At 47.7% G+C, this 17,159-nt stretch carries 14 protein-coding genes and 1 pseudogene; 12 read left to right on the plus strand and 3 right to left on the minus strand.

The features are described from left to right. The first annotated feature begins 9 nt into the window (after nt 1-9). From FB479_RS14155 to FB479_RS14185, 7 genes are all read left to right on the plus strand, one after another. Entirely contained in the window at nt 10-2,088 is a 2,079-nt protein-coding gene (locus tag FB479_RS14155; protein ID WP_142065736.1) for a glycerophosphodiester phosphodiesterase family protein, read from the plus strand. A 61-nt stretch (nt 2,089-2,149) separates the two neighbouring features. Further along, nucleotides 2,150-3,250 carry an ABC transporter ATP-binding protein gene (locus FB479_RS14160; RefSeq protein ID WP_142065737.1) on the plus strand — a complete coding sequence of 367 codons (1,101 nt, stop codon included), beginning with the start codon at nt 2,150-2,152 and terminating at the stop codon, nt 3,248-3,250. Nucleotides 3,251-3,275: 25 nt separating this feature from the next. After that, entirely contained in the window at nt 3,276-4,592 is a 1,317-nt protein-coding gene (locus FB479_RS14165; protein WP_142065738.1) for an ABC transporter substrate-binding protein, read from the plus strand. Between the two features lie 27 nt (nt 4,593-4,619). Further along, on the plus strand, nt 4,620-5,507 hold the full coding sequence (locus FB479_RS14170; protein WP_007717821.1) for a carbohydrate ABC transporter permease: 888 nt from the start codon (nt 4,620-4,622) through the stop codon (nt 5,505-5,507). Nucleotides 5,508-5,520: 13 nt separating this feature from the next. Then, nucleotides 5,521-6,324, plus strand: a complete 804-nt coding sequence (locus FB479_RS14175; protein WP_106657219.1) for a carbohydrate ABC transporter permease — start codon at nt 5,521-5,523, stop codon at nt 6,322-6,324. Nucleotides 6,325-6,342: 18 nt separating this feature from the next. Next, nucleotides 6,343-7,164 (plus strand): sugar phosphate isomerase/epimerase family protein, encoded by an 822-nt coding sequence (locus FB479_RS14180; protein WP_142065739.1) that lies wholly within the window; start codon nt 6,343-6,345, stop codon nt 7,162-7,164. Between the two features lies 1 nt (nt 7,165). Next, nucleotides 7,166-7,732 (plus strand): glycerol-3-phosphate responsive antiterminator, encoded by a 567-nt coding sequence (locus FB479_RS14185; RefSeq protein WP_142065740.1) that lies wholly within the window; start codon nt 7,166-7,168, stop codon nt 7,730-7,732. A 700-nt stretch (nt 7,733-8,432) separates the two neighbouring features. On the opposite strand, the gene FB479_RS14190 is transcribed toward FB479_RS14185, so the two are convergent. Both FB479_RS14190 and FB479_RS14195 read right to left on the minus strand, forming a co-directional pair. Next, nucleotides 8,433-8,795, minus strand: coding sequence for a hypothetical protein (locus FB479_RS14190; RefSeq protein WP_142065741.1), 363 nt, complete (start codon nt 8,793-8,795; stop codon nt 8,433-8,435). An 834-nt stretch (nt 8,796-9,629) separates the two neighbouring features. Further along, nucleotides 9,630-10,049 (minus strand): annotated as a pseudogene (locus FB479_RS14195) (DUF4280 domain-containing protein); the annotation flags it as partial. Nucleotides 10,050-10,434: 385 nt separating this feature from the next. On the opposite strand from FB479_RS14195, the gene FB479_RS14200 reads away from it, so the two are divergent. The 4 genes from FB479_RS14200 to FB479_RS14215 all read left to right on the plus strand — a co-directional run bounded on the left by FB479_RS14200 (nt 10,435) and on the right by FB479_RS14215 (nt 14,243). Further along, the gene (locus FB479_RS14200; protein WP_142065742.1) at nt 10,435-11,532 is read left to right on the plus strand and encodes a nitric oxide synthase oxygenase; all 1,098 of its coding nucleotides are present in this window, start codon (nt 10,435-10,437) and stop codon (nt 11,530-11,532) included. Between the two features lie 101 nt (nt 11,533-11,633). Beyond that, nucleotides 11,634-12,221, plus strand: a complete 588-nt coding sequence (locus FB479_RS14205; RefSeq protein ID WP_142065743.1) for an RNA polymerase sigma factor — start codon at nt 11,634-11,636, stop codon at nt 12,219-12,221. Next, entirely contained in the window at nt 12,190-13,119 is a 930-nt protein-coding gene (locus tag FB479_RS14210) for a hypothetical protein (RefSeq protein ID WP_185746374.1), read from the plus strand. Before FB479_RS14205 ends, FB479_RS14210 begins: the two co-directional genes overlap by 32 nt. A gap of 161 nt (nt 13,120-13,280) precedes the next feature. After that, the gene (locus FB479_RS14215) at nt 13,281-14,243 is read left to right on the plus strand and encodes an iron-hydroxamate ABC transporter substrate-binding protein (protein ID WP_142065986.1); all 963 of its coding nucleotides are present in this window, start codon (nt 13,281-13,283) and stop codon (nt 14,241-14,243) included. 70 nt (nt 14,244-14,313) lie between these two features. Here the strand turns inward: FB479_RS14215 and FB479_RS14220 are convergent, their stop codons facing one another. After that, a complete protein-coding gene (locus tag FB479_RS14220; protein WP_142065744.1) occupies nt 14,314-15,936 on the minus strand; it encodes a family 10 glycosylhydrolase in 1,623 nt (540 codons plus the stop codon). A gap of 241 nt (nt 15,937-16,177) precedes the next feature. Here FB479_RS14220 and FB479_RS14225 point away from each other — a divergent pair, with 241 nt between their 5' ends. Continuing rightward, the gene (locus tag FB479_RS14225; protein ID WP_142065745.1) at nt 16,178-17,128 is read left to right on the plus strand and encodes a lipase/acyltransferase domain-containing protein; all 951 of its coding nucleotides are present in this window, start codon (nt 16,178-16,180) and stop codon (nt 17,126-17,128) included. Nucleotides 17,129-17,159: the final 31 nt, after the last annotated feature.

The following is a 17,159-nucleotide window of genomic DNA, read 5'->3' on the forward strand; positions in this document are numbered from 1 at the left end:
GCAATGGAGATGGAGTTGGGAAAGAGCAGCAAAAAGTGGTTGTGGTCACTACTGGCAGCAAGTCTGGTGACAGGCAGTATGCCCGCGATGGCGCAAAGCGCGGTGAGCAAAACCTTGCTCATCACAGAAGTTGTCAATGATCCTCTTTTTGATGAAAGCACAGGCGAGTTTATCGAAATTACCAATATCTCCAACGATCCAATTGATTTGGGTGGCTACATGATCGGCGACGAGGAAAAGCGTGGAGGAAATGAAGGGATGCATGCGTTTCCGGATGGCACCATGATTGAGCCTTACCAGACGATTGTCATTTCTCGCTACGCTGACGGAATCGTGGAACGCCATGGCGTCACGCCTGATTTTGAATTGTTCGATTCCATGAAGGACGTCCCTGAGCTATTGCCGACGGATTGGGCGACAGGCAGCATTTATTTGGCCAATGGCGGCGACCACGTCATTCTGATGGACCCTGCGTACAATGTGGTGGATTCGATGGCTTATATGGATGCGAAGGTTCCGGGAGTCACCTCTCATCCGGGAGTCGCTGGCGGACACTCGATGGAACGCCTGACGGAAAAGGATACGAATGATGCGTCCAGAGATTTTGTCGATCAGCCCAAGCCGACTCCTGGTGAGTTGTTGTTTGGACCGAATGCCCAAAAAGACAAGATTCCCGTCTCTGATCTGAAAGACGACGTGCTGATTGTCCCTGAACCTAAGACGGGAATTGTCCTTCCGCCGACGGTGATTGCCATGTACGACAAGAAGTCCGAGCTCGATGCGATTCTAGAAGCAGAAGCGTCTTCCATTTTTATTCCGGTGAAAAAATCCGGGAAGAACGGAGTCGTCACCCAAGACGGCACATTGTTGGACGAGGTACTGGAGCAGATCAAGGGCAAGGCGATCCCGGTGATTCATATCGAGGACAAGAAATTGGTAGCGGAGGTTGACCGCCTGCTCCAGAAAGAGAATCTCACTGATGTGCACATTGTGTCTTCCCGACCGGAAATCGTCCAAGCGATGCGGGAGAAAAACAATGAATACCGTGGTGCCCTCGTGCATATTGAAGGCAAGCTGAACGAAAAGAAGCAAAAGGAGCTCGTACGCTCAGCCAGGAGCAGTCGTTCCAATGTGATCGTTCTCTCGCAAACTGCGATGACGGAGGATGTCATCCGCTACTTCCGCAATCGCGGGTTGTCCGTGTGGGGAATTGATCGGGCGAACAAGAGTCAAGCGAGTGAAATGATCGAGATGGGTGTGGCGGGGGTTGTCTCACACGATCCAAAAGAGGTGCATGAGCTGCTTGCTGCATACCCAGAGAAAAGCATCACGCAACCTCCGATGGTCATGGCGCACCGAGGTATCCCTTCCTTAAAGCCGGAAAACACGATGTACGCCTTTGAAGAAGCAATGGAGCTGGGTGTGGAAATCATCGAGACAGATGTCCACAAAACAAAGGATGGCCACCTTGTCCTGATCCACGATTTTGATCTGGAGCGTACCACCAACGGGACAGGGAAGGTAAAAGATTTCACGCTGAAGGAACTGCGCGAATTGAACGCGAACAAGCTCGATCCAGCAAATCCTTCCTGGTATCAGCCTGAGATTACCGATGCTGTCATTCCTACCATGGATGAATTGCTGGAAGCAGCCAAGGGCAAAGCGGTGCTCATTCTGGAAGCAAAGGGGATTGGGTACGAAAAGGAAATGGCGAAGGCCATCAAGGAGCACGACATGGTTGAAGATGTGATTGTCAGCAGCTTCAGCTCAGAAGTATTGGAGCGTTTCGCCAAGCTCAATCCGGAATTGGGACTGGGCTTTACCTTGAGCGGGACCAAGCCAAAGGAACACCTGGAGCAGTATGCCGAAAAGCAGGTAACAGACGCGGTTCAACTGAATGCCCAATACTTTATCAACCATCAGATTGTCACGCCAGAGCTGATCCGTTTCGCCAAGCATCGGGGAATCATTTTGACCGTGTATACCGTTAACGAGGAAGCAGATATGAAGCGGGCAACCGAGGCGGGAGTCGGGGGGATTATTACCGACTATGCACAAAAACTTTACAATACCCAAATATTACCTTAGTAAGCAATTGTTATAGTCGAGTGATACGTAAAAAACAGCGAGAGGTTCAGGGGGGAAAGTCGTGGCTGAAGTGGAATTGCGGCGCATTTCCAAGATGTATGGGAGCCAGAAGGTAGTCAATGAAGTGAGCGCTCGTATTCTGCCAGGAGAATTTTTCGTGCTGGTAGGGCCTTCTGGTTGTGGGAAATCAACCACACTGCGCATGATTGCCGGGCTGGAGGAGATCAGCACGGGAGAGCTGTTGATTGGCGGCAAGCCGATGAACCAAGTCCCTCCGAGCGGGCGAAACATCTCCATGGTGTTTCAAAATTACGCACTTTATCCGCATTTGACGGTAAAAGATAATATTTTGTTTGGTTTGCAGGTTCGAAAAGTAGACAAAGCGGAGCAGGGCAAGCGGTTGGAGCGTGTAGCGGAGATGCTGGGCATCGCGCATCTTTTGCAGCGCAAGCCAAAGGAATTATCCGGGGGACAGCGACAGCGTGTCGCACTCGGACGGGCCATCGTCAGTCAGCACCCTATCTGCCTGATGGACGAGCCGTTGTCCAACCTGGATGCCAAGCTGCGCGGGCACATGCGTACGGAAATCCGTCGCTTGCAGCAAGAGCTGGGCATCACGATGATTTACGTGACGCACGATCAGGTGGAAGCGATGACGATGGGAGACCGCATGATGGTTCTGCGCGACGGTGAGGTTCAGCAAGTCGGAAAACCGCTCGACGTCTACAACCATCCAGCGAATTTGTTCGTGGCGGAGTTTACGGGGGCACCCCCGATGAATACGGTGCCTGCCATTTGGCGGGCAGGCGATCAGGCAGGGATTGAGCTGGCAGGTCAGCATGTTTTGCCGCTTCCTATGTTTCACGGTATCAAGGACCAGACCCCGGTCGTTCTCGGTCTGCGTCCGGAGTCACTGCAGCCCGCCCTTGAAGGGCAATCTGCCGAAGCTTCCTGCCAGCTCCCTGTCACCGTGCAGGGAGTAGAGATTCTCGGTTCTGAGACCATTGTGGAATTCACCGTGGGAGACAAGCTGTGGAAGGCCAAATGGAACGGGCAATGGCACTGCAAAAGAGGCGAAACCATGCATGTTCGTTTTGATCCAGCTCAGGTGAACGTGTTTGATGCAGAAACCGGAAAAAATCTAGCGGTTACGACCAATTGAGAAAAGAAAAGGGAGAGGTACTGCGATGCGTAAAGTTGTCAAAAGCTTGTTTGCGGTCGTCATGAGTATGAGTCTGATCACGGGTTGCTCCAGTGGCAATTCTTCGTCCACGAACAACGCGGCTCAAGGAGCCAATTCATCAGGCAAAACAGAGCTGTCCTTCTATTATCCGGTTGCGGTTGGCGGTCCTTTGACCAAGATCGTGGACGGAATGGCAGCGGAATTTAACAAAGAAAACCCAGATATCACAGTCAAGCCAGTCTATACGGGCAGCTATCAGGATACGACGACAAAAGTACAGGCAGCTGTACAGGGCAAGACTCCTCCCGACGTAGCGGTGATGCTCTCAACTGAGCTGCATACAATGATGGACATGGATGCAATCCTTCCTTTGGATGACTTCATTGCCAAGGATGGCGGCAGCGAATACGTAAATGATTTCTTCCCGGGCTTTTTGGCGAATTCCCAAGTAGACGGCAAGACATACAGCATTCCATTCCAACGCAGCACCATCGTGCTCTATTACAACAAGGACGCGTTCAAGGAGGTCGGTCTTGATCCGGAAAAGCCGCCGACATCATGGGATGAGCTGGTTTCGTACGCTGCCAAATTGAAAAAGGACGGACGCTATGGCATCGAGATTCCTTCCTCGAGCTTCACGTATTGGATGTTCCAAGCACTTGCTCTGCAAAACGGCAAGAATTTGATGTCCCAAGATGGGAAAAAAGTGTTTTTGGATACGCCAGAAAATGTAGAAGCCCTGCAATTTTGGGTAGATTTGTCCAAAAAGCATCAAGTCATGCCTGAAGGCGTCAATGAGTGGGCGACAGTACCGTCTGATTTCTTGGAAGGCAAAACGGCGATGATGTTCCACACGACAGGGAACCTGACGAACGTGAAGAAAAGCGCGAAGTTTGATTTTGGCGTAGCGTTTTTGCCAGCGAAAAAGAACTACGGCAGCCCGACAGGTGGTGGCAATTTCTACATGTTTAAAGGAACGGATGAAAAGAAACAGGCAGCGGCATGGAAGTTTATTCGCTTTATGACCGAGCCTAAGCGCGCTGCTCAGTGGAGTGTTGATACTGGTTATGTTGCGACACGCAAATCTGCTTACGAAGAAGAGACGATGAAGCAATACGTCAAGGACTTCCCGGCAGCAGCAGTGGCTCGCGACCAGCTGGAATACGGTCATGCTGAGCTGTCTACACACAATAACGGCAAAGTGACAAAGCTCTTGAACGACACGCTGCAATCCGTGATCACTGGTCAATCCCAGCCTGCGGAAGCATTGAAAAAAGCGCAGGAAGAAGCGGACAAGATGCTGGCGCCGTTCAACAAATAAATCAAGCAAGGCAATGGGGGAGCGACAATGGGGGAACTACGCGCAAAATGGAAAGTGAACATGTACGCCTGGCTCTTGCTCCTTCCCTCCCTCATCTTCCTGCTGCTGTTTACCTTCTATCCAGTTATACAAACGTTCATACTCAGTTTTCATCAAGCGGATCTGGGTTCTCCAGAGCCGTTTTTTAACGGGATAGATAATTATAAACAAATGGTGGAAGATGAAGTGTTTTGGAAGGTGCTGACCAATAATATCTGGTTTGCCATCGGAACAGTGCCTACGAGTGTGGCTCTCGCGCTGGCTATGGCTCTGTTCGCCAACAAGGCATTACGAGGGAAGAGCTTTATCCGCACGGCTTATTTTTACCCGACAGTTGTTCCGATGATTGCAGTGGCGAACATCTGGCTGTTTATTTACACACCGGAGTACGGAGCGCTTAGTCATGTGATGGAGTGGTTCGGAAAAGGCGACATGAACTGGCTCGGTGATCAGAAAAATGTGATGTGGGCGATGATCTTCATGGTCATTTGGAAGGAAGCGGGCTATTTCATGATCTTTTATTTGGCGGGATTGCAAAACATTTCACAGGAGCTATACGAATCCGCCTCCATGGAAGGGGCATCGTCGTGGACGGTTTTTCGCCGCATCACCTTTCCGCTGCTTATGCCAACGACGATGTTTGTCAGTATTATCGCCTTCACCAACTCTTTCAAGCTGGTAGATCATTTGGTGATCATGACCAAAGGCGGACCGGATAATGCCAGCAATCTCTTGCTGTACTACATATACGAGACGGCGTTTTCTTTCTGGGATCAAGGAATGGCCTCGGCATTGACGATTGTCATGGTCGTGCTGCTCTTGTTAGTCGCTGCTTTTCAGTTTTTTGGTATGGATAAAAAGATTCATTACAACTAAGGGGGGATGGCAGATGCTTCGCAAAATCACAACGGCTGGAATGTACGGCTTGGCCGTTCTCTGGCTGTTTCCTTTGCTCTGGGCGGTCTGGACTTCCTTTCGCCCGAGGGAGCTGGCGACTTCGTGGTCGTTCAGTGCAGATTTTACACTTGATAACTTTGCGAAGGTGTGGGACGCAGCGCCATTTGACCAGTACTACATCAATACCTTTTTGATCGTGACCGGTATTTTAGTGGCACAAATCATCACGGCAACACTGGCAGCCTATGCCTTTGCGAAGCTGCAATTTTGGGGAAAGGATGTGCTGTTTGTCCTGTTCCTGGTCCAGCTCATGGTCCCGGCAGATATCTTGATTTTCCCCAACTACAACGTCCTGCGTGACTTGTCTTTGCTGGATACCAAAATCGGCATTATGCTGCCGTACTTCGCTTCTGCCTTCGGAGTCTTTCTGTTGCGACAAACCTTCAAGACAATCCCGCACGAGCTGGAGGAGGCGGCAAGGATGGAGGGCTGCTCCTGGTTCCAGATTCTGTGGCGGGTGTATGTTCCGTTAGCGAAGCCGACCTACATTGCGTTTGGGCTGGTCTCGGTCAGCTACCATTGGAACAACTTCATGTGGCCGCTGATAATTACGAATTCCGTGGAAAATCGCCCGTTAACGGTCGGTCTGGCGATTTTTGCCCAATCGTTTGAGACGGGGGCGCAGTGGGCCGAGGTAAGTGCAGCGACGGTCATGGTAATTTTTCCGTTGTTGCTGGCATTTTTGTTGTTCCAGCGGCAGTTTATCAACAGCTTCATCCACTCCGGCGTGAAATAAGAGGGAGGGTCATGAATAATGAGAGACAAAAGCTCGTTTGCCGTATCCACCTATGCAATATTCAATCAGCCTCTGCGTGATGCTATCTTTCAGCTTTTACACCATGATTGGAAGGGCATCGAGATTATGTGTGAAGAGAATCATGCCGACCTCTTGGACTGGTCCTGGGAGCAAGTGAAAGAATTGAAGCAGCTGGGAGACGAGAGAGGGATTGTCTGGTCGATTCATGCACCGATTAGCGGCTGCAATCTGGCGGCGGACGCAGGGGCAATCCGGGATCAAACAATGGACACCATGAAGCGCTGCCTGGAGATTGCCAGTTATCTCGACTGCACGCACGTCGTGATGCATCCGGGGGAAGTAGAAGATCGCCTTGCGGAGACCGAGCGTGCCAGAGGTGTGGAAAATGCGAGTCAGGCACTCCACGTGTTGACCACCGAGCTGTCCGCAGAGACTAGAACGATACTGACGGTCGAGAATGTTCCCCCTTATCCAAAAGTGCTGGGGTGGAACGTCGAGGATCTCGTGCGTATATGCCGTCATGTAAATTCCTCACGTGTGGGGATCGTGTACGACGTGGGCCATGCCCATTTGATTCGTGCGGGATATGCAATCGATGCATTGCAGGAGGTACTTCCTTATTTGTCCGCTCTTCACCTGAGTGATAACTTTGGCAAACTGGACGATCATTTGGCAGTGGGGGACGGAACGATTCCGTTTGCATCGATCCTGTCACTTTTAAAAGACAATGGATTCGCGGGTCATTGGGTTGTAGAGACAAAGCAGCTTGGCTGCGCTGAGGTAAGTGTGGAACGGCTACTGAGGGCAGGAGGCGAGTAACATGGACATGCAAACGATTTTGAAAACGAATCCGGTTATCGCGGCAACCGAACAGGATAGATTGGGAGAGGCGATGGCATCCCGTGCTTGCGCGATCCTTTTGATGTACGGAAAGCTGACCAAGCTGATGGAGGAAGCCGAAACCATCCGTCAGTCGAGCAAGCCGATTTTTTTGCACACAGACCTCATGAATGGCTTGTCCAATGACAAAGAGGCTTTTCGTTTCTTGTCCACCTATATCCAACCAACGGGCATTGTCACTACCAAAGGACCGATGATTCGTGCGGCCAAAAAGGAAGGGATGCTGACGATCCAGCGAGTCTTTTTGATCGATTCGACCTCTCTTTCTACGACCATCAAAAACGTCTTGGAAAACCAGCCAGATGCGATTGAAATCATGCCGGGGATAGCGCCGTCTATTATTTCGTATATCAAGGAGCATTTGTCGCAGCCGATTATTTTGGGTGGGTTGATTTGGAATATGGAACAGGTCAACAAAGCGTTGAAGGCTGGAGCAGATGCTGTTTCGTTGAGTAAGTCGGAGATGTGGAACCATATGACTGTTTAGGAGAATGGGCGGGTGTGAAAGCACCTGTCTTTTTAGTATATTATCAACTCCAACCATAGTTTTCGTGTTATATCGGAGGTTGCTTAAAGTTAGCTTTTATTGTCATGTAATAAGTACTAATTCCAATACTTAGATTCCTTGTATTTGGTACTTTTGTATTGTTTGCGGAGAACGTCGGATCAACTCCTCCTACAATAATACATCCTCGTTTGTTATCATTAATGGTCATTCCCACCCGCATGATATGTTCATACATCATTTATATTTCTCCTTATCTTTCAATAATATCTAGTAAATTCCTGACATCTTTAATCTTCAAATTTGCGTTTCGTAGTCTTTGAATACCGTACCACTGCGTGGGGAATTGGCTTAATTCTCCCGTTTTTATTAAGAAGAGCAGCCTGTCGGTCAGGAGTGATAGCAATTAAAGGACAACAGCCGCCGCCCATTTCTGGACATTATACTGTGGCTGCAACAGTCAACCCTTCAAGAGCGATTCAAGCTTGGCTATAGATATAAATAAGGCAGAGTGTAGAGAAAGTCCTCCTTCCGAAAAAAGGGGGATTTTGTGCTTGATTTTAGGGGGTACAAATATGTCTCCCCACCCTCGTAAAACGTGTTAGGAGCGATTCAAGAAGGTCAAATTTTTTTTGCCCAATCTGTGAAATCAGGATGGGGGTTTCTCGACAGCCTAGCTTATTTATAGATATAAATAAGGTTTTTCTTCAATAAGTTTACTCAATAGAATACGCTTCTCTGGTTCAATACTTTTAACAATTTCCTCAAATCTATCTAATGATTGTTCAGTTTCTAGCCAACTTAATGCTGCTAAAGCAAAAATGGCATTATTGTATGATCCTATAACCTTAGGTTCTTCGTCCAACTTTTTAGCTAGGCAAACTAATTTTTCAATAGTTATATCACCATGGAACTTCAACCGTACAATTTGAAATATAGCATTTGCCTTAATTAAAATATTTGAACTATCAAGATAATGGATCAAGTCCTCTTCAGTAACGTCATTCTTTTTTATGCTGTTAATTACGTGTTGTACATCACTCATACTTTACCTCCCCAGAATTTCTTTTCTTCTAGCTCTCATTTCTTTCAAGATAAATCTACCCGCATCATAATCACGAATTTCCCTAGCTACTTTTATCTCTTCCATATATCCTCTGTATTCAAGACGCCAAAATAAATCACTATCTGCAATCACCCTCAATCCAGGATGACCTAAATCAAAATCGTCTAGCATATGTCTGTATTCATGTCGAACTGCACCAATTGAAGCATCCGGGTCAAGAATCAACCGTCCTGGGCTTCCGTATGTAGGTTCGTAGGCAAGTGCATTTTTACGAAAATCAACTTGGACTCCCGATTCCTTTGCATGCCTTAAAATATTATTATATTCGTCAGCATGTGTATCTGCCGCTGGACCAAGACTTTTTCGAAGTGCATCACCGTAAGTATTTAGTCTCCATTCACTCGAGCTCTTCTTCCCTTTTCTCGTCACATCCACTACATTCTTAATGTTATTACTTCTCCCCAGCGTAAGTGCATTCAAAGCAAGTCCACCAAGTGCAATTCCATCCGCGAAATTGATTTTACCATCTCGCAATGTATCTAAATCTTCTTGCATTGGCTCGATATAGCCTTCCCTTACAAACACTCCAATACCCTTTGGCAAATCCTCTGCCGCTTTCTCCAAAGCTCCTGGCAGCTCACTTGCCGCTTTTTGCATCGCAGCAGGAACGTCTCCCAGCTTCGAGATACCTTTGACGAAATGATCCCACATGCTTGGTTTTTCCTGTGGCTTCTCACAAGCTGGTCCCTGTTCAAAATTGGCATTGGGCGATCCACTATTTGCTGGCGACTGATTTCCTACCGTAACACCACCCAAATCCTGTCCGTCATCCTCAATCTTGATCTGCCCACAGTGGAAACACATATTTGTTGATTTGTTCAGCAAAGCCGGATGTTCGCCTACCATTTTATCTGGTTTGCCATCTATCCATGGCATGGTCATCACTGGCGTGCACGGCATCGGCGTGAGTACCCCGTTATTAGCTGCTGTGGCAGAGGCGACCGCGGGATTTTTCAAGCTGCTGCACTTTCCAAAGGGCATAATATTTATGTTAGGAACGAAGTCCATGATATTCATTTGCGGCTTCCCTTTTACAAAAACACCATGGCTGAATGGCATTTTTAAACGACTTAGCTGACTTCCGCTGCTGCATGATAAAATGGCACCAACAACCACATAGCTCTTTCGTTCCGCATTCGACTTCTGGACGGTGATACCTTCAATATTGGGCATAGAGTCTCCTCCCCTCTGTAAAGTTTTCGATGCAGATAAAAAATGCTCATGTTAATCGATTCGCCGAATATCCAATCTATATATAAAAAGGAAGTTATACCCACTAAATGAAATATCGGGTGTAGAGCGGTCACTAACAATAGATATAAAGTTGTGAATACATAGGTATTTGGAATAGTTTCATCCAAAAACACCCGGTTCTTTACCCAAGCTGCTTATTTATCGTGCGTAGTAACCACGTCAGGCAATGATTCTTACAGATATGTGTCCATATGCCTACATGATTGGTAATCAAGCACGAGTAATTTTATAATGTAGGTAACAAAATTCTACGATGAAGAAAATAACAGCGAAGAGACACCCTTCAGCGTGAAAAGAGGGTAATATGGAACCAATTCAATTGATGGAAGCGGCAGAGCAATTTATTCGGACATGCTATCGTGAACTGGACAAGACAACGGACGAAACGGAGCGACGGCTCCAAGAAGTACGACAGCTGATTCATCAGCAGGGATACTATGAGCATACAGCCGAAGAGCTTCGTCACGGAGCAAAGATGGCCTGGCGCAACAGCAATCGATGTATTGGGCGATTCTTTTGGGAATCGTTGATAGTGATAGATGAGCGGCATGTCGAAACAGAAGAAGAGATGGCGCAGGCCATGCTCCGCCACATCGACTTTGCCACCAATGGCGGGAAAATTCGCCCGACCATCACTGTTTTTGCACCTGCTGTAGCAGGCAGAGCTCCCATGCGCATCTGGAATGACCAACTGATTCGCTACGCCGGATATGAGACAGAGTACGGCGTACTGGGTGACCCGATTTCGCTTTCGTTGACGAAGCTATGTGAGAGCTTGGGATGGCAAGGGAAAGGCACCAACTACGACGTTTTGCCGCTTGTCGTGCAGATCGGGGATCGGACCCCGCGGTTTTTTGAGATTCCTCAGGAGCTGGTCTTGGAGGTGCCGATCGTGCATCCCGATGTGCCGGGCTTTGCTGATATGGAATTGCAATGGTATGGGGTACCCATTGTTTCGAATATGCGCATGGAGATTGGCGGTATCGACTATTTGGCCGCGCCTTTTAACGGCTGGTACATGGGAACGGAGATCGGTGCGCGCAATTTCGCCGATCAAGAGCGATACAACATGCTGCCAAAGGTCGCAGAGGTCATGGGGCTCGATACGAGCAGGGAAGCGACACTTTGGAGAGACAAAGCGCTCATCGAGCTGAACGTAGCCGTCCTGCATTCCTTCAAGGAAAAAGGAGTATCGATTGTCGATCACCATACGGCGAGCCAGCAATTCAAGCGATTTGAGGAAAGAGAAGAGAAATGTGGTCGAGCCGTTACGGGTGACTGGACATGGCTGGTTCCGCCGATCTCCGGAACAGCTACACACATTTTCCACAGTCTGTACGACAACACAATCCATACGCCGAATTTCTTTTACCAGGACAAGCCGGAGCTCGGCAAAAAATAAGGCCTTCAAATGTCGCGAATATGCTTCGCGGCATTTTTTTTGCACGCGATGTCACATACAGGGGGATATGGTGCGTTATACCAGTTGGAAGGAGGGAGAGAGTGGACACGAAACAGATAGAAGAACTCGTGAATGAGATTATTCAGGGAGCGGATGACCGCTACGCTGCCATTATGAAAAGCTACCAAACCCCCATATTTCACTACTGCTATCACATCTTGGGGAACCGATGCGAAGCGGAAGATGCCACACAGGAGGTCTTCTTCAAAGCTTATCGCAACTTGAAAAAATACAGTCCAACCATTCCGTTCGCAGCTTGGCTTTATAAAATAGCCTATCACCATTGCATCGATCTCATCAGAAAAAGGAAATGGACAAAATTGTTGCCATTTTTGATGCAGGACAAAGAGCCTCAATCAGACATCGAGCGGCATATTGAAAATGTTTATTTCAGTGAGGATGTATTTCTAGCCATGCAGACACTCTCGGTAGAGGAAAGAACGCTTCTCTTGCTGCGAGGCGTGGAAGAAAAGACCTACGAGGAAATTTCCTTGATCATGAACAAAAACGCTGCGAGTCTGCGCAAAAAATTCGAGCGTACGTCAGCGAAGTTCCGATCCGCTTATTCTCCTTTAGGGAAGGGAGGGTCAGCTCACGATGAGTCCAAACAAATCGCACGAGAATATTAAGGACCTGTTCAATGACCCGCGCATCCCGCAGGAGATTGACATTAGCCATCAAGTGATGACAAAAATCAAACGAGAGAAGGAGAGATTTTTTGTGAAGTACAAGGTGAGTATTTTGGTTGCAATCGGGTTAATCGCAAGTATTTCGTCGGGGTATGCTGCTGTTCAATTCTATCAGTTGAAGAGCCCACAAGGTGAGGTGCTGTATCAAGAGAAAGATGCAAAACAATCAGGCGCCAAAACAGTAAAAGAGCCAGATCAAGAAATGGATGCCTTTTTAAATAAACGTTGGGAAATCGAGGATAATATGGAGCCAGGAACTGCCGCAGCTGTCTACATCGTTCCTCACAATCCTCAAAAACAGATCGTGACGATGACGGCTCCATTTGATTTTAAGACTTTGGCTGATGTTCAACAGAAAGTGGGAGAGCAGATATTCTTGCCAGAAACTTTGCCAGGACGCCATGCTTTTTTGGATGCCCGACTCGAGTTTGGCATCAAAAACGAATATGACAAAGCTGCCTTGTATCAGCAGGCGGAAAAAGAGAAGAAAGAATACGTCATGCAGCCGTTAGCATGGACAAATGAATTGGAGTATCTGTATACGACATATCGATCTGGAGAAAGCTATATTAATTTGAACATCACGAATTATGAGGGAGTAGAAGGAAGTACAACTTATGTAGCCAATCTGGATCAACAGAAAAAAGAGGTAGTCAAAGTAGGGCAAATCGAGGTGCTCTATACAGAGGAAGCCAAAAAAGACCGGACTGACAAGAGCATCATGTGGGTGATGGAGTATGCTGGAAAGAAGATGCAGTATGAAGTAGTCGCGACTGGGGATGTATTGACCAAAGGTAATATCAGTGAGTTTGTAAATGCCATGATGCCGAAAAAATAAAGCTACCAATGTCGCGAACATGCTTCGCGGCATTTTTTTGTGACGGATTGTAAATCGTATCTCGGAAAACGAAAAAGATGGGCAGAGCAAGCTCTTTATGCTAAAATTCACGAGAATGATTATCAATTTCAAATCTTATTGAAGGAGAGGTTCTTTTGAGAATGAGAAAATCAGGCTTAGATAAGATCATAATGGCTGCCCTTATTATGGTCATGATCAGCATGTTATCAGCCTGCGGACAGACACCAGCCAATTCAACTGCTCAACCTGCGCAGCAAAGTTCAGGTAACGAGAATAACAACGAATATATCAGCTACGAGGCGTTTAACGGCACAGTGAGAATTCCTAAGAACCCAAAACGGGCTGTGATACTTGCGGACAGCTATGTTGGACATTTTTTGACACTGGGGATCAAGCCTATCGGTATCACGGACCATGCTATGGAAAACCCGTATTTTAAAGGGAAGCTGGATGGTATCGAAAGCGTGGGCGACGGAACATCGGTAGAAAAAGTACTGGCGATGAATCCTGATTTACTTATTGTGTTTGAAGGGGATAAGAATATCGAGCAGTTCACCAAAATAGCGCCAACGGTAGTGATTCAATACGGTAAGAAGCCAATCCGCGAAGAACTGCGGGAGTTTGGCAAAATGACAGGAAGAGAAGACAAGGCCAATGAGTGGATTGCCGAATGGGACAAGAAAATTGCTGAAGCAAAACCTAAGGTACAAGCAGCGGTAGGAGATAAAACCGTTTCGATTTTGCAGCCATACGCCAAGGGGATCTATGCGTTTGGGCACAACTTCGGAAGGGGTGGAGACATCCTTTACGGTGAATTCCAGTTGAAGGCTCCAAATGCCGTACAAAAAGAAGCGATTGATAGCAATATCGGCTATGCGGAAGTTTCGCTTGAAACATTGCCGGACTTTGCGGGAGACTACATTTTTACTAGTGCATGGTCAGATGATGTCGATCCGGAGAGTGTATACGGTACAAATGTTTGGAAGGGTCTGCCGGCAGTAAAAAATAACCAGGTTTTTCGGATTGATCAGAAAGGCTCCTTTTTTAATGACCCGATCTCCTTGGAAGCGCAACTCACGTTCATTGTTGAAAAATTAACGTAGAAGAAAAAACCCCCGAAACACATGTAGCAAGTATGCTCTGCTACGGTATTCGGGGATTTTTGCTATTTATCTAGCGGTTGTAATAGCTGCTAAGAGCTGGGAGCAGACCTAATGGATTTTTCCGCAAGTCCTTGGCACTGAAAAAAATGCTGCCCTGAACCTGAGGAACCATCGCGTTGTAATTCAACTGGTTGATAATCTCCTGGGCACTCTGCCAGCCTGCCTCAGCCGTTCCCAGCTTGTATGGCGAATGACCGATGTAGAGCTTGACGTTCGTCCCTTGTACTTCGTTTGCCCACCAGGTAACGAGCTTGTCGTATTGGGCAGGAGCGAAGGAAAAGCTCCAATAGATTTGCGGAGTCACATAATCAATCCACCCTTGTTGAATCCATGTGCGCACATCGGCAAACATGTGGTCATAAGCAGTAACGCCAGCTTTTGTATCGGAGCCGGTCGGATCGACGTTGCTATTGCGCCATACACCGAATGGACTGATCCCGAACTGAACGTGAGGCTTGACACTCTTGATGGACTGATTCAATTGTTGAACAAACTGATTGATATTATCGCGACGCCAGTCTGCTTTGGACACGATTTTTTTGCTGTTGTAAGCCTTGAAAGCTGCATCGTCTGCAAAGGCGACATTGGAAGGATAGAAATAATCATCCAGATGCACACCATCGATGTCATAGCGCTGCACGACTTCCATTACTTCATTGATAATCTGCTGACGTGCCGCAGGAACACCTGGGTTGATATACAGCTTTTTGTTGGCATTCACAATCCAGTCAGGGTGCTGCTTGATCACGTGATTCGCTGGCAATTGGTCTGTTTTTGCATCCGTAGTGGCACGGAACGGGTTGAACCAAGCATGGAATTGCATCCCGCGTCTATGCGTTTCTTCCACCATGAATGCAAGTGGGTCGTAGCCAGGATCTTTCCCTGGAGTTCCCGTCAAAAATCTCGACCATGGAGTGAGTGCAGAAGGATACAGTGCATCTCCAGATGGACGCACTTGCACGAAAGCAGCGTTCATTCCCATGGCTTGCAGCTCATCGAGAAGCTGTATGTATTCTTGTTGTTGTTTCGCTGGGTTTCCGTAAGAACCGGAAGATGGCCAGTCCAAGTTGTAGACCGTAGATATCCACACCCCGCGCAAATCTCCATTTGTCACGACAGGTGTGCCTGGCTCCATTCCGCCAGTCTCACTCAATACATCCTGTGGTGGCGGAGTCATGGTAGCGACGTTGCCGCTTTGCAGACGAATGGTTCTAGTTTTGTCTTCCCAGTTTACCGTAAGGCCCAATTGCTCGGAGACAAAACGCAGCGGAACCATGGTTCTTCCTTGTTTGTTCTGAACAGAAGCATCGAGTGGGACGCTGTTGTTGTTAACAAGAGCGTTCTTTTGATTAACCGTCATGGACAGCAAGGTATCTTGCTTGCTGATCGTTGCGGTTTGAGACTTTGGCTCCCAATTTACTTCGGCTCCCAGATTTTCACCGATCACTCGCATAGGGACCATCGTTACGTTTGCTTTTGGAATAATGTACGGAGCGACGTCACTTTTGATTTGTTGCCCGTCCAAATAGATGCTGATGCCAGAGGATGTCTGCGCGGCCTGCACGGATATCCCCATCGTTGGAATACATAGTACGAACATTAGCAAAAGCATAAACCACTTGCGTACCTTCATTTTTGCCAATCCTCCGACAAGTTTAGATTTGCTGTAAAACTTTAGCCAATACTTAGACGCTTTATTATATCGCTTTGTTACGCTCAAGTGGGAAGATTATTGTAACGATTCGTTCCATTTCGGCAAAGAATGACGAGACTTATCGAAGAAAGGGAACCACCCAAGCTGCTCTGGCATAGGCAAAAGCATATGTTGTTTTCCTTCTGGTCATGGGACAAAAGTGAGGGGGAGGAGTGCAAGCATGAGTTATTTTCTTGCGCAAAAGGCACCGATTGTTTTTGTTCCGGGGCTGTTTGGGTCGATGAGTGATCGAATTATTCCGGGTACTGGTGACTGGGGCTTCGGGTTTGCCCGAACGGCTTACGAGCCATTTATCCGTTTGCTTGGAAAAATGGGTTACCCGCTCAATGAACAATTGTTTGTAGCCTTTTATGATTGGCGAAGGCAGATCGATATTTCAGCCGAGCGCTTTTTGCTGCCTGTCATCGAGCGAGCGAAGCAAACGACCGGTTCCCCTTATGTCAATCTCATTTGCCATAGCATGGGGGGCCTTGTTGCTAGAGCCTATGTCCAAAGTGAATTTTATCAAAATGATGTGGATCAGCTGCTCATTTTTGCGACTCCCAACGCAGGATCGCCTGTCGCCTACAGCTATTGGGCAGGAGGGAAGCTGCCGCGCTCCGTTTCTGCCAAAAGAAATGTCGTGGAGCTATACATGAATGTTTATCTGGCCTATTTGGAGCAAAGCATCCCTTTTCGTCGTATACAAGCTATTCACAGACACTTTCCCAGTCTCCTTGATCTCACCCCGTCATCAGCATATGGCGATTATTTGCTGGAGAAAAAACAGGGGGTAGAAGCCTTCGTGCCTTATGAAAAGATGGTCGTGAAAAATCAATACATGGACTACTTGAACGCAACGATGGGGATTATCGCAGCCCGCAATATTCGCGTCACGCTGGTAGCTGGCATCGGACACGAAACGATTCATTACCTGCGAACAGTCCCTTCGCTGTCTCCCGATAAATGGGTCGATGGAAGAGTAGTGGGCTCGATCAATAGTGACGCTGGGGATGGGAGTGTCATGGCAAACAGTGTATTCGCACTGGAGGGTGAGCGTTATTACGTAGAGGCGACACATCTGGAGATTTTATATAAAAGTGAACCGCTTCTTCGGCAATTGCTAGAGTAGGGGAAAAAAGAGGACCAAGCCGGGAAAATCC

Source organism: Brevibacillus sp. AG162, assembly GCF_006715575.1.
Classification (GTDB): Bacteria; Bacillota; Bacilli; order Brevibacillales; family Brevibacillaceae; genus Brevibacillus; species Brevibacillus brevis.